This window comes from Paenibacillus sp. Y660, assembly GCF_057221575.1.
In genome coordinates, this window is record NZ_JBXBBJ010000001.1 from 289,973 (window position 1) to 304,711 (window position 14,739).

Sequence of the window (14,739 nt, forward strand, 5' to 3'; positions counted from 1 at the left end):
TCCCTGAAGTAGATACGCTACTTCAGGCGACAGTCCCTTTTGTTTTTCGACAAAATGCCAGTAAATTAGAAGAAAGCCGCACCCACTAACCGACATATTCCATCCGAAGGCTCGGGTATAATGATGTTATAATTTCTTTCATTGTCATAACACGATGAGGAGTCGGTCGTATGTTGAGAGATGAACTAGAAATGTCGATCGAGGATGATGCACAACTATCGAAGGTCACCACACTTGAAATAAATGAAATACTTGATCAAATCGGCATTCCACAAGAAAGGTGGATTTCAAAGAAGGACGTTAACGCAATAAACGCTCAGCTCTAATAAAAGCAATAAAGCGTTTGGTTTCATCCGGAGTTAGAGTCCGACCATCTATGCTTAAATGATAGGTTTTTAATAACTCTTCATCTGATAGCTCGAGATGGTCGACGAAGGCTCTCACATCATCGGTTAGTGTTTGCTGAGGGATTGAAGTCCGACCTACCAAAAAGTCGACTGTGACCTGAAATAAATCCGCGAACCTCGATAATGTTTCGGTGTCAGGCTCTCTTCGATTTTTCTCGTAATGCGATAAAGCCGCTCGTGAAATGCCAAGCGCTGTGGCGGTTTGCAGTTGCGTCCACCTCCGTCCGTCCCTCAATTCTGCAAGCCGATTGCCTATGCTCATCAAACTCCTCCTGTCTTAGAAAGGCTGCTAAGTCTATATTAATACGGAAACGCAGCAATTGCATTCATTTGCTGCAAATTATAAGTGACTATAATCATTTTTGTTATTAGGTATGATGGAGGAAACCCAGCATGGCGACGAATTCAAATGATCTCTCGCGCGCCCACATCAGGCTTCGCTTCACAGAAGGCGTAAAAGCAGAGCTTAGACTAATAAGCAAAGATGGGCAGATGCTCACTCCCTCGACGACTACGGTACAGCTGCTTAACTTAAGCCCAAATGGCCTATGTTTCTTATCTGGCCTGCAGCTGCCGATTCAGCACAATTATTCCGTAGAGCTTCGAATGACGATTTCCAATGTACAAATTAATGTGCGCGGCCGAATCGTATGGAATTCGAAGGCTGATAATCAGTTTGCACATGGCGTCCTTTTTGAATGCTCGAATACGCTCCGTTCTTTAATTATTGGCGTGATGAATCAAGAAATACTGGAATGCCAGCCGCAGCAGAAAAAAATACATTATTTATACAGCAGACTACTAAATACAAAGCGCATGCATTACAGCGGCTAGCTTGTTTGAGTATCTGTAATTTGGTAAGCGCTTGATAGAAGGGGGACAAGCTTTGAAGATCATATTGTTATCAGGCGGATCTGGAAAGAGATTATGGCCCTTAGCAAATAGTAAGCGTGCGAAGCAATATTTACCGGTGCTCGAAGGCCCGCGAGGCAGCATGGAATCTATGCTGCAGCGCTTGTGGCGTCAGCTAGATGAAGCGGATCTGCAGGAGCATGTCCGCATAGCGACCTGCCGCGAGCAGGTAGAGCTATTGCATACACAAGTTGGTACAGAAGCACCGCTTATTATTGAACCTGAGCAACGGGACACCTTTCCGACAGTGGCGCTCGCTGCCGCTTATTTGTATTCCATCGCCGGTGTATCTTTAAGTGAAACAGTCATTATAATGCCAGTTGACGCATATGTTGATAGTGATTTCTTTTCATACATAAGAAGGCTTTCTAAGCTGTCAAGAGAGAGCAGGTCAGAGCTGCTAATGGTTGGGACAAGGCCTAGCTTTCCATCCGAGCAATACGGGTACATCGTACCTGAATTAGCTCCGTATCAGGAGGATGAGGGCATAAGCGAGCGCAAGGTGCTAACATTTATGGAAAAGCCCTATGAGGCAGAAGCGAAATCGCTTATTGCAGACGGGGCATTTTGGAATAGCGGCATCTATGCCTTTTCGCTTGATTTTATGATTGCTATGCTTATGAACCGCGGTCTTCCTATTCATTACGATGAGCTGTATAAGCAGTATTCTAAAATCCCGCGAGCAAGCTTTGAAACCGAAGTTACACAAAAAACATATTCTCGATCTGTTGTAGGTTATGATGGCGATTGGAAGGGTTTAGGCACCTGGAAAACATTATCGGAGGAAATATCGTTTAATCGATTAGGCATGGGTGAAGTGTCAGAGGATAGCGAGCAATCTCAGCTAATTAATAAACTGGACATTCCAATCTCGATTATTGGCTTGAAAAACGTGATTGTAGCCGCAAGTCCGGACGGAATTCTAGTAACAAGCAAAAATGCAGGCGCCATTCTAAATGCAAAGCTGCAGTCGATGAATGAACAGCCCAAATATGAAGAGCGGCGCTGGGGACATTATAGAATTATTGATACAGCAATAATGGCATCAGGTTTACATAGCGTGACGAAGCGTATCTTTATTGCTGCAGGACAGAACATCAGCTATCACTTGCATTTTAGACGAAAAGAGGTGTGGACGATTTTAGCTGGAGAAGGGCTGATTGTTATCGATGAGCAGTACCGCCAAGTTGGGCCAGGCGATACGATAGTCATCCCAGAACGTTCTAGACACTGCCTGCGTGCGTGTACGGATGTTGAGCTCATTGAAGTGCAGACAGGTCAGCAAATACTTGAGGATGATGTCATCAAGCTAGGCGTTACATGGGATGAGATTACTAGTCAATTAAATATGGCGTAGGAGACTATCGTATGCATCGGAATGAGCTGACTGTCATTATTGCGAAGGTCGTTGAAAAGCGAGGCTCTATTGATGTCACATGCTACGGCAACGATATGTTTCCATTTTTACAAGATGGGAATGTGACGACGTTCGTTCGTGTACGCGAAGAGGAGCTGCAGATCGGCGATGTGTGCTTGTTTGAAAATAACGAAGGACACCTGTTGCTTAATCGAATGATTGAGATAAAATATGATCAGCAGTCAGCAAGCTATACATTCCGAGGCGATACATGCGATGTGCCGGAGCGGCCAGTAGCCTACTCCAAAATTATAGGGAAATTAAAAGCTGTTCACCGTGATGGAAAAGTGTTGTATGTCAATCATTGGCGCTCGCGGCTTCTCGAGGCTGCGGTGCTTCAAATCCTGTTTTGGCCAAAGGTTTCTAGATGGATTGCAAATCGACGTTATGATCGAACATCTGCCATTTAACGCATCATGCATCATGCATCATGCATACGTTAGGAAGAGGTTGATACAGTCATTACGAAAGAGAGAGGGAGCGATCTATCGGATGATATGTTCAAAGGACCGTTTTTATTGTGTTAGTTGCGGAGAGATGGTAGCAAATCCTGAGGCAGATATATTGTTTCGGACAGGATTTTTCCGAGTGGTACATCCAATGGGTTATTGCTTAACATGCAGCGTGGAGCAAGATAAGCTGGATGCTATAGTAGGATCGCCGGGTAAGACCAGTAACTATGACTATAAAATGTTCCTTCGCGCAGATGCGAAAGTTGCCGAACATGTTATACAACCCTATCGCGTGAATGATGATGAGAGTCTCTGCCCTACAGTCTAACTGTAGAGCGGGGGCTTTTTTTTGCAAACTACCAATTCTTTCCTGAATCGATTATAATGAATGAGATTTGGATCTTTTTGAGGAGGAGCTATGAGATGGAGCAGCCTATTGTTAGATTGCAAAATGTAACTAAAAAAATCGGTAAAAGAACGATTATTGATCGGTTGACGCTTGATTTGCCTCTTGGCGAAGTATTCGGTTTCCTTGGTCCTAACGGATCAGGCAAAACGACTACCATTCGCATGATGGTTGGCTTAATGTCATTGACTGAGGGCGAAATAACGATTAGCGGACATAGCATCACGAAAAACTTTGAGAAGGCTATTCGCCATGTTGGAGCGATTGTAGAGAACCCCGAGATGTACAAATATTTGAGCGGGTATGATAATTTAATTCATTATGCGCGTATGATTCCCGGCATTACAGAGCATCGTGTCAATGAAGTCGTGAAGCTTGTGGGCCTTGAAGGGCGAATTGGCGACAAGGTAAAAACCTACTCGCTTGGCATGCGGCAGCGTCTTGGCGTTGCGCAGGCAATCTTACATAAACCGCAGCTTCTTATTTTGGATGAGCCGACTAATGGTCTTGACCCTGCCGGCATACGCGAGCTGCGTGATTACTTGCGTCTGCTCTCCAAGGAGGAAGGCATTGCCGTATTCGTATCGAGCCATTTATTGTCCGAAATGGAGCTTATGTGCGACCGCGTCGCCATTATCCAAAACGGCAAGCTGATCGACGTTAGAACGATTCGCGGCGAGCATGCTGCCAAAGTAAATACGCGAGTTGTTATCGAAGTTGATCGTCTGCAAAGCGCTATCGAGGTTATCCAGGCTGCTGGATTTGCAGGAGAGCTTGAGGGTGAGAATACACTCGCTGTCGAGGCGGACAAGGAAGGCACAGCTGCGATTAACGCTTCGCTTGTATCAGCGGGCATTAAAGTATATGGCATCCGCGCGCAAGTCAAAACGCTTGAAGATCAATTTTTGGAAGTAACGGGAGGGGAACGCATTGGGTAATTTCTTGCCGCTTATTCAAAATGAAAATATGAAAATATACAGTCGTCCCCGCACATGGGTAATGTCAGCCATTTTAGTGCTTCTAGTATTAACGATATCTATATTATGGCTGGTTTTTGGCGGCAGGGACACATCGATGTGGGATGTCGTATTTTTAGAGTCTTCAATTTTGTTTTTGCTTGTAACGATATTCACGGTAGTTATCGCTGCCGGCGGGGTTGCGGAGGAGTTTACGAGCGGGACGATTAAGCTGCTGCTGATCCGTCCATGGTCGCGGTCGAAAATATTGCTTTCCAAATATATTTCGATCATTCAATTCGCTATTTTGCTCGCTATTCTATTGTTCGCAAGTACATTGCTGGTGAATTGGATTTGCTTTGGCATCAACGCATCACCTGATGTGAGTCCAAATTTTGTAGGCGAAGAAGGATCTAATCCAATTGCATATATGCTGAAGTATTATGGCTTAACGTTAATCTCGCTCGTCGTTACGGTTACGCTTGCTTTCATGCTCTCGACAGTGTTCCGCAGCAGCGGACTTGCTATCGGTATGGCTCTGTTTCTTCTGCTTGGGGTTAACAGCTTTATTGGCCTAATTGCGATGCTCGATTACAAATGGATCGATTATTTGTTGTTTGTCCATTTGAACCTTACGCAATATTTAAATGGCAGCCCGATGCGTGAAGGCATGACCTTAGGCTATTCGCTAAGCGTACTGGGTGTCTATTACGTCATATTCATTGCATTGACCTGGTATATATTCAATAAGCGTGACGTTGCAACCTAAGCTTCATCTTTAGCAAAAAAGCCGTTCCTGCTGTGTCATCCTCTGAAGGAAGACAGTAGACGAACGGCTTTTTATTTTAGCTGATTATCCAGCTTGTCTAGATTTTTCTTTAGACTCTTTGGCATGAATAGGAGTTGTATCGGATTCCGGAAGTGCACGGTTTTTGACATCCGTAACCGGATCCATATGGCACATGCCGTTAAGTCTGCCTCCATCTTGGATGATGACTGTACTAGCTGTAATCGTACCGGTTAAATGACCGGTAGAGGTAATGATGAGCCGTCCTTTCGTAACGATATCGCCGTACACTTTGCCAGCTATCGTAATATCTCTTGCTGTAATATTCGATCTTGCAATGCCGCATTCTCCAATGATGACATCGGCCTTGCATTCAATATCGCCACGGAATTCACCTTCAATGCGCAGACTTGCCTCGCAGTTCATTTTGCCCTCACTCACCGTGCCTTGACCGATCAGTGTATCGGTTGCCGCGAGCCGTTTGTTGTCTTTAAACATAAATTTTAATCCTCCTTTATTAGCGCCAGAAATGTAATGGGATTTACGGGCTCATTTTTTTGCATGATCTGAAAATGCAAATGCGGACCCGTGCTTCTGCCGCTTGAGCCTAATAAGCCGATTTTCTCGCCACGGACGATCTCGTCGCCTTTACTCGCTTCGACCTCCTTTAAGTGCATATAGGCACTCTGTAGGCCTCCTAGATGGTCGATCACGATATAATGGCCAAGAGAGCTATTGAACCCTATTTCGGATACAGTGCCGTCTGCTGCGCTAAGTACGGGATCACCAAGCTTGCCTGTTATGTCAATGCCTGCATGGAACGTAGAACGTCCGGTAAAAGGATCGCTGCGATAACCAAAACCGGATGTAAGCAGCTTAGAGCGTGTCGGCCAGGAGGAAGGATAGGCATCTACAGTGGACCTTGTTGCTTGGGCCAACTCATAGGTTAGCGCAAGTGTTTCCTCCATCGTCTCGACCATCGTGCCGAGTGAAGCGAGTTCATGGCTGGTATTTTGTGCGAGTAATGAAAAGCTTATAGATTTTTGTAGACTAGTGGAGTAATTACTGGAAATAGTGGGCGTAGACGGCAGCGTTCGAGAGGAGAGATCTGATGTTCTTTTTGGAGCTAGGTAGGCAGATGGATCTACTCTATTTCCGTAGTTTTTAATGAATTGCTTCAGCTTGAGCTCAAGCTGCTGCAGCTCATCGATCTTCGCTTTCATTTCAAGGGTTTGGTGCGATAGCCCGAGTATTTCTTGCTGCAAAGATGTGATTGCTTTGTCTTTTGCGGTTACGGTTTGAGCAAACTCAGCATCCTGATTAGACAATTGTTCCTCCAAAAGATGCAGCTCATAGGCTGACTTGATTTGGAGGCCCCCAATGCAGCCCGTAACCGCTAAAACCGCTGCCGTAGGCGCGGCAAAGACAGATCGCTTTGATATGTGAAATTGCTTCACAGTTTTATCCGCGCCGCGCATCACGACAAAGGACCATTTTGGATTCCTCGCTCGTTTCAATAGCCTACTCCTTCCGGCTGAGCTCATACAGGATCGATCAGAACGTTCTAATGCTATTTATTCTTGGAAGCAGTAAAACATGCCATAAAACTTGTGCGAAAACAAGAAAGACTGCCAGCCATGCACGAATGGTGCGGGCGGACAGTCTTAGGAAATGCTAGTGAGGTTAAGCTAACAACTATTGAGCTTCTACTAGCTCTATCTGTGCAATGGCTTGCTCAATAGCTGGCGTGATGGCGAAGGAGCGGCCCTGCTGCTGCTCAGCCGGCAAGGCAGCGAGCTGACCGATTCTTCTATTTATTTCATTAGTGAGATCAGTTACACGCTGTGCGTACTGCTTTGCCTTGTCACCGTTTTGTTCGGAAAAAGCGATCTGATTTGCTTTTACATAAGAAATTATCGAAGCCTCATAAAGAGTGATGTCCCAAGGGAACTTGGTGACACCCTCGTCAAGTATAGCAAGTGATTCTTCGAATTGTCCCTTTTGTTGAAGAAGACGATATTGCGCAAGGAGAAGACCGCGGTTATAAGAGTCTGAATCTCTACCTTGCTTAACCGTGTCAATGGCTTTATCTAGATAGGATGAATCAGATGTTTGTTTGTAAGCCTGCTCCAGCCAATCTGCCATCGTTAACGAGAAAGCCGCATGCTTAGGCGATGCATCGATTGCTTCATTTAACATCGGCACCAGCTGGTCTAAAGGCGTTTGCTGCTGAACGGCTAACGAATATACATCAGTGTATTTATGAACGGCGCTATTTTCCCGAATAGCAACGACAATCAGGAATAGGGACAGTAGAGCAAGAACTGCCGGATAAGCAGCCTTTTGCCATGGGCGTACCGTCTTTCCTTTGAGGCGTTCAATTAAAAACTTGCTGCTATAAGGAGCAAGCATACAGCCTAGAGAAATAAATACGAGCGCGCTAATAAACAGAAAACTCATATCAAAATCAATCGCGCTGTGAATGAGCAGTGAAAACGAAAGAATAAAAAAGATAAAATGGCTGCCTCGCAGCTCGGGATAACGGATGAAGGATCGGATATATAAGCTGTAAACAAAAGCGAGCAACGCGAGCAAGGCGATTAAACCAATCCAGCCGGTTTCTACAAGCGTCTGAACAAAGAAGCTGTGCGCTTGTCTGCTCCAATATGGGTTGTTCTGATATTGCTCATACATCGCCTGCCATGCACCGCCGCCTCCGCCGAGAAGCGGATAATCCTCAGCGACATGAAGACCATCTTTGTAAAAGGTTAATCGCTCCAGTACGCTGTGCTGCTGTAAATTAATATTTTCAAAGCGTGCAGCAATTTTATCAGGTAACAAACCGCGGATCGCACTGCTGCCTAATAGAGCTACTATAGCAACCGCTGCTAGGACGATTGCGACGACGGGTACAGCAGCGAATGACCATTTCTTTGAGGATAGATTTGTAAGCTTTGCTTCAATGAAAGCATTGACTTTGGTGTGGTAAAGCAAAATCAGGCCTGCAGTAATGACCATTCCGAGCAGCAGAAGTCCCCAGTTTTGCAGCGGCAATGAGCTGAATAATGAAATTGGGCTTTGCGCTTTCGTTGCGGTCGGTTGAACCAATGCGGCAATGGCATCGGCATTCGTTGTAAGTTTTCCTAATATAGCCATTGAGACAACAACAGACAAAACCATAAATACGATGTATGCGATTTGTTTCGTCAACCGTAAAAACGGCAGTAGGATTAGCACCATAACAGGAATAACTACGATAGCGCCCCGCGAATAGGTGAACATGAACGAAATCCATATCGGTACAAGCATAGCTGCATGAATGAGCCGTGCAGAAGGACGTATGCAGTGTGCGGCATAGTAGAGGCTAACTAAAAACAACGCAGCTAGGAAGCCGGCATAAGTGTTTGAATATTGAAAAACGGATGACAAACGATAGCCGTCATGAGCGAGCCATAGCGCATCTCTATAGTACATTTGGCCAAACAGATTCAATAAACCGAAGATGACGATTAAATAGGATGAGAGCATAAGGGCATATTCAATCGTTTTGCGTGAAAGCTTGGAGTCTGCAAAATAGAGTCCGCTAATAAAGAGAGCAGCGAGCAAAAAATAAACGAGAGTCATGAACTGTGCATAATAGCTCGATACGGCTTGAAAGGAAGATAACCAATAAATGAGCGGAAGTGTCATGACAGCAATCGACAAAATACCTCGGTAACTGCTCAGCAGCGTGCTGCGGAACATGTAGGCAGCTGTTACGATCAGTACAACGTAGCCAAAGATGGCCGCACCATAGATCGCAGACTCGAAGCCTAACTCATAGCCGTTGAACAATCCTCGATTATAAGGGAAAATGATAAGAAACAGGGCAATTCCAATCGTGCCAATCCACCTTAAAAGCGATAAATCTGCGGATATCGTCTCCGTACTGCTTTTTGAATTGTTTCGTGCGCTCATTCGTAAGTACTCCTCATCCATAGTTATGTATATATGAAACAGATATAGCTTCTTTTTGTATTTTATCAAATGGGGGAGTAGATTACTATAATAGAAACCATTAAAATGTATGGCGTTTACAGATTTGTAGGGAATGGGGGATTGTCGAAAAAGTATACATTACGCAAAATTTCTACAATTTGTTCGGTACTGGAAGTAGAATAAGGTATGAATATGGGAGGAACTTTGGTAAGATAACAAGGGATGAATCGACATTTTTATCAATAGATTTGTAGAAAACGTTAGTTAATTAATTTGTAATTAAAGTAAGAATAAAATATATGGTAGGAGAGTAACAAGAAATGAATCATTATTTTGATAAAATTATTCGATCAATGAAGCTTGTGAACGAACTTTCAAAAAAAGAACTTCAGATGAAATATTATGGATCATTTTTAGGAATACTTTGGGCTTTTATACATCCTGTAATTGTGATTTCAATTTTATGGTTTGTTTTTCAGGTGGGTTTCAAGTCAGTACCTGTTGAGAATGTCCCTTTCATTCTGTGGTTGGTTGCAGGAATGGTACCATGGCTTTTTATTTCAGATGTGCTTTCAAATGGTGTTTCGGCGATAACAGAAAATTCTTTCCTTGTGAAAAAAGTTGTGTTTAAAACAGAATTGCTCCCACTTGTCAAAATTATAACAGCATTAAAAGTACATTTATTTTTTATTGTGATGTTGTTTGTAATTTATTTAATTTATGGGTATTCATTAAAAGTAAGTAATATACAGATAGTTTACTTTATGTTTTGCTCTATTATTTTATTAATAGGATTTAATCTTTTAACATCTGCTTTAAATGTGTTTTTCAAGGATGTAGGACAAATAATTGCAATGATAACTCAATTCGGATTCTGGGTCACACCCATTTTTTGGATGCTAAAAATGGTGCCGGATAAGTATCATTTTATAATTAAATTGAATCCTGTTTATTATATCGTTGAAGGTTACCGTTCTGCTTTATTTACAAACGAGAAGATACTTGATCATCCTAACTTAACTATTTACTTTTGGATTTTTTCTATTGTTCTTATGTGTAGTGGCTGGTTGTTATTTAAAAAACTAAAACCGCATTTTGCGGATGTTCTCTAGTGAGGTATTTATGGATAATATAATAGAATTTATTAACGTTACAAAGTCGTATAAAATCTATGAAAAACAAATTGACAGGTTAAAAGAATCTATAAATCCTTCTCGTAAAAAATATCACAAAGAATATAAGGCATTGGATAATATCTCAATAAAAATTAATAAAGGTGAAAGTGTCGGGATTGTTGGAGTAAATGGATCAGGAAAATCCACACTTCTAAAGCTTATTGCAGGAGTTGTGTCTCCTACCATTGGCGAAGTGAGAATATCCGGAAAAGTATCAGCTATTCTTGAATTAGGCGCTGGTTTTAATCCTGAGTATACTGGTATGGAAAATATTTATTTGAATGGAACTATTATGGGCCTCGAAAGACAAGAAGTGACTGAAAAGCTAGAAAGTATTTTGTCATTTGCTGATATAGGCGATTTTATCCATAGTCCTGTTAAAACATATTCGAGTGGTATGTTTGCAAGACTAGCGTTTGCGGTTGCTATTAATGTTGAACCAGATATTTTAATCGTAGATGAAGCTTTAAGTGTAGGAGACACTAGGTTTCAAATGAAATGCATCGAAAAGATGAAACAGATTCGCGAGAATGGTACTACAATTTTATTTGTTTCGCATGCCATAGAACAAATAAAAAGATTTTGCACAAGAGCGATTTGGATTGATAAAGGAATTTTGCGCGAAGATGGGTCGTCTAATGAGATTGTAAATGCATACGAAGATTCACTTTATCTGGATAACATGAGCACTTCTGATTCAGATGAAATTGTTTGTGATATTGAAACGATTGAGCCATTTTCACTTCCTACAGATATAAGTACTGTTGGCCGAATTATTTCTGTAATACCAGGGAATTTGGAATTGAATACATTTGATACACTACAATTAGATGTGATTTATGACATATACGAAGAAGCTGTCCCCAATCTTTTGGTAGGTGTAGCTATTTACGATCGTGAAAGGAAGTACATATTTGGACCAAATACTTACTTGGATCAAATATCGATACCTTTCAATAGAGGTAGACATTCTGTTCAATATCGGATTCCTAAAATCCCATTGCTAAGTGGTACTTATTTTTTAGACGTAGGATTGTTCACTGAAAAAGGTGTAGTAATGATAGATTATAAAACAAACGTGGAACAATTTTCTATTAAGAGTGAGTATTTTACTGAAGGCTTATCATATATGGATCATGAATGGAGAGTAATTAAATGACAGGAACCATTCCTTTCGACCAATACCAAAGATATAAGCATGCCGCTGAGGTTATTTCTGGATGGAAAAATAAGTTTAATATTGACAAGGTAAGGATTTTGGAGGTCGGCGCTAATGAACATAAAAATCTTGAATTATTTTTATCTAATGATGATATAAGTTATTTAGATATTGAGGTTCCTGAACATCTGAAAAGTGATTCTTCATATACTGAAGGTGACGCCACAGAAATGCCTTTTGGAGAAAATGAATATGATTGGGTGATCGCTCTTGATGTTTATGAACATATTCAAAATGATCGGAAACATGCTCTATTGTCCGAAATGAATAGAGTGGGGAAAATTGGTTTCTTAATATCTGCTCCATTCAATACGGATGGAGTAGCTCAGTCTGAAAAAAATATTAATACCTTTTATAAAGTATTGTATGGGGAAGATTACCGTTGGTTAAAAGAACATGAAGAATTAGGATTACCTGATCTTGATAGTACATTGCAATTATTACAAGTGAAAAAAATTCCATATTTTCATTTTGGTCATGGTTCTTTAGCTCTCTGGGAAATGTTAATGTCAACTCATTTTCTAGTTGCAGGTAAATTCGCACTTCGTCCTTACTGTACTCTTATAGACAGTGTATATAATCAGAAAGTATATCAAAATGATTATAAGGGACCTAGTTATCGTCAATTTATTGTATCAATAAAAGACTTAAGTATATTAAACGAAATAGAAAATTGGATAGATACAAGAGCCAATACCGATATAAGTCTTAATGCGTTAGCGGAAATAGATGATTTTTACCAGAAATTAAAAATACTACATCAGAATATCAGTGATAAGGACAGAGAAGTACATTACAATGGTCAATTCCAAAATACTGAATTAAGGATTGAAGCAGTTGCTCAGAAAGTTAGTTATAATGAACAGTTATTAATTAATTATAATTCATCATTAAATAAGAAGATGGATGAACAATACAGTTTAATTAATGATGTTTTTCAGCAATTTAATATATCTTTAAACAAAATAATAGATATTGAAAATAAAGTTAATAGTTTAGTGGATACTAATATTGAGAAAGCAAGAGAATTAGAATCTCAAGCAAACTTAAAGCTTTTAGAAATTCAAGTAGAAATGGATAGAAAAGCACGAAACACAATGGAGGAGTTTGGATTAATTATAGAGCAAAAAGATATTTATATTTCTGAACTACAGTCAATGGCTGAGTCTCTAAGAATCAAAAATAGATTAAAGAAAATTGTGCCTAATAAAATCAAATGGCCAATGAAGAAAGCTTATAAATTAATTAAATTAGTCAAGCAAAATCCTCATTACTTAAAAAGAGGTTTCTTCGAATTTCGGAGAAGAGGACTAAAGGGTCTCCTTGAGAAGGTTGAAGGTGTAAAATTACAACAATTACAGCCAGAATATAATTATCAACTTCTGGATCACTTAGATCATCAGGGAATGTTAGAAGAGATTAATGAATGGGAATTCAATCCGTTAGTTACAGTATTAATGCCTGTCTATAATGTAGAGCCAAAATGGCTTGAAATAGCGATAAAATCTGTACAGCAACAAGTATACTCAAACTGGCAGCTTATTGTCGTTGATGATTGCTCAACGAATACTGATATAATGCAATATTTAAAAACGATTTCTGATGATCGAATTAGTATACATTTTTCGGGAAAAAATAACGGAATTGCGGTTACGACAAATATTGCTGCTTCATACGGGGAAGGAGAATATTTTTGTTTATTAGATAACGATGATGAACTTCGTCCAAATGCTATTTTTGAAATGGTGAAGGAACTTCAGAATAAGAAATATGATTTGTTATACTCGGATGAAGACAAAATTGATATGCAAGGGGTTAGAAAAAATCCCTTTTATAAACCAGATTGGTCACCAGATTTATTAAGGTGCCAGATGTATTTGGGTCACCTAGTGATGTTTAGAAAGAATTTATTTGAACAAGTGGGGGGATATAAAACAGGTTACGAAGGTGCTCAGGACTACGACCTTATTTTGAGGATGACGGAAACTGCCGGTTGCAGCATTCGACATGTACCTAAAGTGCTTTATTCCTGGAGAGAGTTAAATACTTCAACCGCACTTAATCCTAATTCCAAACCATATGCACAAACATCCGGTTTAAGAGCTGTAAATGACCATTTATCACGTGTATATGGAGAAGGAAACGCTTGGGCAGAAGAAACTGAACATTTATTTGTTTATGATACTCGTTTTCGATTGGCTGAGCCACTACCAAAGGTAAGCATAATTATTCCAACAAAAGATAAAATAGAGTTGCTGGAGCCTTGTATAGAAAGCATTATTAAGGTCACTAATTATGCTGATTATGAGATTCTTATACTAAATAATAATTCCGAGTTAAAGTCTTCTATTGATTGGTTTGACATGATACAAAAGAAATTTGATTTTGTTAGAGTAATTGAAGCATCATATGAATTTAATTGGTCGAAATTGAACAATCATGGGATAAGTGTTGCAAAAGGTGAAGTGTATGTATTTTTAAATAATGACACTGTGGTATTGACGGCGGATTGGCTGAACAGATTAGCCGAAAAATCTTTACAAGTTGGTGTGGGTACTGTTGGAGCTTTGCTGTTATACGAAGATGGGACAATTCAACATGCCGGGGTTGTAATCGGTATGGGAGGATGGGCTGATCACATTTTTAAGGGAATAGAGCCTGTCCATTACGGATCTCCCTTTATTTCTCCTGCTGTCATTAGAAATGTGAGTGCATCTACAGGTGCTTGTCTTGCTATATCGCGGGAAACTGTGAATAGTATAGGGGGATTTGATGAACAATTTATTATATGTGGTAGTGATGTTGAGATTTCTTTAAGAGCTACTAAACACGGATTGTTTAATATTTATGATCCTAATGTAAAACTCAATCATTATGAGTCAAAGACTAGAAGCTCCTTTGTACCGGAGCAGGATTTCAAGATGTCAGCCCTCCACTATGGTCCATATTTAAAAGGTGGAGATCCATTTTTTAATCAGAACCTATCATTGAAACATTTGGTCCCAACCATTAAATAAATAGGGGGAGAGT

The 14,739-nt window shown here is 40.6% G+C and carries 13 protein-coding genes; 9 read left to right on the plus strand and 4 right to left on the minus strand.

All coding sequences use genetic code 11. The features are described from left to right. Positions 1-170 precede the first annotated feature (170 nt). The gene (locus AC2TDN_RS01255) at positions 171-326 is read left to right on the plus strand and encodes a hypothetical protein (protein ID WP_482065086.1); all 156 of its coding nucleotides are present in this window, start codon (positions 171-173) and stop codon (positions 324-326) included. On the opposite strand, the gene AC2TDN_RS01260 is transcribed toward AC2TDN_RS01255, so the two are convergent. Next, entirely contained in the window at positions 301-669 is a 369-nt protein-coding gene (locus AC2TDN_RS01260) for a helix-turn-helix domain-containing protein (protein ID WP_484686758.1), read from the minus strand. The two genes, AC2TDN_RS01255 and AC2TDN_RS01260, sit on opposite strands and share 26 nt — an antisense overlap. A gap of 131 nt (positions 670-800) precedes the next feature. Between AC2TDN_RS01260 and AC2TDN_RS01265 the strand changes: the two genes are divergently transcribed. The 5 genes from AC2TDN_RS01265 (at position 801) to AC2TDN_RS01285 (ending at position 5,319) form a co-directional block, all read left to right on the plus strand. Beyond that, positions 801-1,241: a PilZ domain-containing protein gene (locus tag AC2TDN_RS01265; RefSeq protein WP_482065084.1), complete on the plus strand. Its 441-nt coding sequence runs from the start codon at positions 801-803 to the stop codon at positions 1,239-1,241. Between the two features lie 52 nt (positions 1,242-1,293). After that, positions 1,294-2,676 (plus strand): sugar phosphate nucleotidyltransferase, encoded by a 1,383-nt coding sequence (locus AC2TDN_RS01270; protein ID WP_484686759.1) that lies wholly within the window; start codon positions 1,294-1,296, stop codon positions 2,674-2,676. Positions 2,677-2,687: 11 nt separating this feature from the next. Next, positions 2,688-3,146: a S24/S26 family peptidase gene (locus tag AC2TDN_RS01275; RefSeq protein ID WP_484686760.1), complete on the plus strand. Its 459-nt coding sequence runs from the start codon at positions 2,688-2,690 to the stop codon at positions 3,144-3,146. Positions 3,147-3,611: 465 nt separating this feature from the next. Beyond that, on the plus strand, positions 3,612-4,532 hold the full coding sequence (locus tag AC2TDN_RS01280) for an ABC transporter ATP-binding protein (RefSeq protein ID WP_482065081.1): 921 nt from the start codon (positions 3,612-3,614) through the stop codon (positions 4,530-4,532). Continuing rightward, positions 4,525-5,319, plus strand: a complete 795-nt coding sequence (locus AC2TDN_RS01285; RefSeq protein WP_484686761.1) for an ABC transporter permease — start codon at positions 4,525-4,527, stop codon at positions 5,317-5,319. The genes AC2TDN_RS01280 and AC2TDN_RS01285 overlap by 8 nt, the downstream gene beginning before the upstream one ends. 84 nt (positions 5,320-5,403) lie before the next feature. Here AC2TDN_RS01285 and AC2TDN_RS01290 read toward each other — a convergent pair whose 3' ends face one another. The 3 genes from AC2TDN_RS01290 to AC2TDN_RS01300 form a co-directional block, all read right to left on the minus strand. Further along, positions 5,404-5,835, minus strand: coding sequence for a bactofilin family protein (locus AC2TDN_RS01290; RefSeq protein WP_484686762.1), 432 nt, complete (start codon positions 5,833-5,835; stop codon positions 5,404-5,406). Between the two features lie 5 nt (positions 5,836-5,840). Continuing rightward, positions 5,841-6,854, minus strand: coding sequence for a M23 family metallopeptidase (locus AC2TDN_RS01295; protein WP_484686763.1), 1,014 nt, complete (start codon positions 6,852-6,854; stop codon positions 5,841-5,843). Between the two features lie 178 nt (positions 6,855-7,032). Next, on the minus strand, positions 7,033-9,294 hold the full coding sequence (locus tag AC2TDN_RS01300) for an O-antigen ligase family protein (protein WP_484686764.1): 2,262 nt from the start codon (positions 9,292-9,294) through the stop codon (positions 7,033-7,035). A 341-nt stretch (positions 9,295-9,635) separates the two neighbouring features. Here AC2TDN_RS01300 and AC2TDN_RS01305 point away from each other — a divergent pair, with 341 nt between their 5' ends. From AC2TDN_RS01305 to AC2TDN_RS01315, 3 genes are read left to right on the plus strand one after another with little or no spacing between them, the layout of a single operon-like run. Then, a complete protein-coding gene (locus tag AC2TDN_RS01305) occupies positions 9,636-10,427 on the plus strand; it encodes an ABC transporter permease (RefSeq protein ID WP_484686765.1) in 792 nt (263 codons plus the stop codon). A 10-nt stretch (positions 10,428-10,437) separates the two neighbouring features. After that, positions 10,438-11,649, plus strand: coding sequence for an ABC transporter ATP-binding protein (locus AC2TDN_RS01310; protein WP_484686766.1), 1,212 nt, complete (start codon positions 10,438-10,440; stop codon positions 11,647-11,649). Beyond that, positions 11,646-14,726 carry a glycosyltransferase gene (locus tag AC2TDN_RS01315; protein ID WP_484686767.1) on the plus strand — a complete coding sequence of 1,027 codons (3,081 nt, stop codon included), beginning with the start codon at positions 11,646-11,648 and terminating at the stop codon, positions 14,724-14,726. The genes AC2TDN_RS01310 and AC2TDN_RS01315 overlap by 4 nt, the downstream gene beginning before the upstream one ends. Positions 14,727-14,739: the final 13 nt, after the last annotated feature.

What these genes read in the sequence shown, in the direction of transcription:
- AC2TDN_RS01300 (WP_484686764.1), bottom strand. Translation starts at nt 9,294, where the DNA reads ATGAGCGCACGAAACAATTCAAAAAGCAGTACGGAGACGATATCCGCA.
- AC2TDN_RS01255 (WP_482065086.1), top strand. Translation starts at nt 171, where the DNA reads ATGTTGAGAGATGAACTAGAAATGTCGATCGAGGATGATGCACAACTA.
- AC2TDN_RS01275 (WP_484686760.1), top strand. Translation starts at nt 2,688, where the DNA reads ATGCATCGGAATGAGCTGACTGTCATTATTGCGAAGGTCGTTGAAAAG.
- AC2TDN_RS01290 (WP_484686762.1), bottom strand. Translation starts at nt 5,835, where the DNA reads ATGTTTAAAGACAACAAACGGCTCGCGGCAACCGATACACTGATCGGT.
- AC2TDN_RS01280 (WP_482065081.1), top strand. Translation starts at nt 3,612, where the DNA reads ATGGAGCAGCCTATTGTTAGATTGCAAAATGTAACTAAAAAAATCGGT.
- AC2TDN_RS01310 (WP_484686766.1), top strand. Translation starts at nt 10,438, where the DNA reads ATGGATAATATAATAGAATTTATTAACGTTACAAAGTCGTATAAAATC.
- AC2TDN_RS01265 (WP_482065084.1), top strand. Translation starts at nt 801, where the DNA reads ATGGCGACGAATTCAAATGATCTCTCGCGCGCCCACATCAGGCTTCGC.
- AC2TDN_RS01315 (WP_484686767.1), top strand. Translation starts at nt 11,646, where the DNA reads ATGACAGGAACCATTCCTTTCGACCAATACCAAAGATATAAGCATGCC.
- AC2TDN_RS01260 (WP_484686758.1), bottom strand. Translation starts at nt 669, where the DNA reads ATGAGCATAGGCAATCGGCTTGCAGAATTGAGGGACGGACGGAGGTGG.
- AC2TDN_RS01305 (WP_484686765.1), top strand. Translation starts at nt 9,636, where the DNA reads ATGAATCATTATTTTGATAAAATTATTCGATCAATGAAGCTTGTGAAC.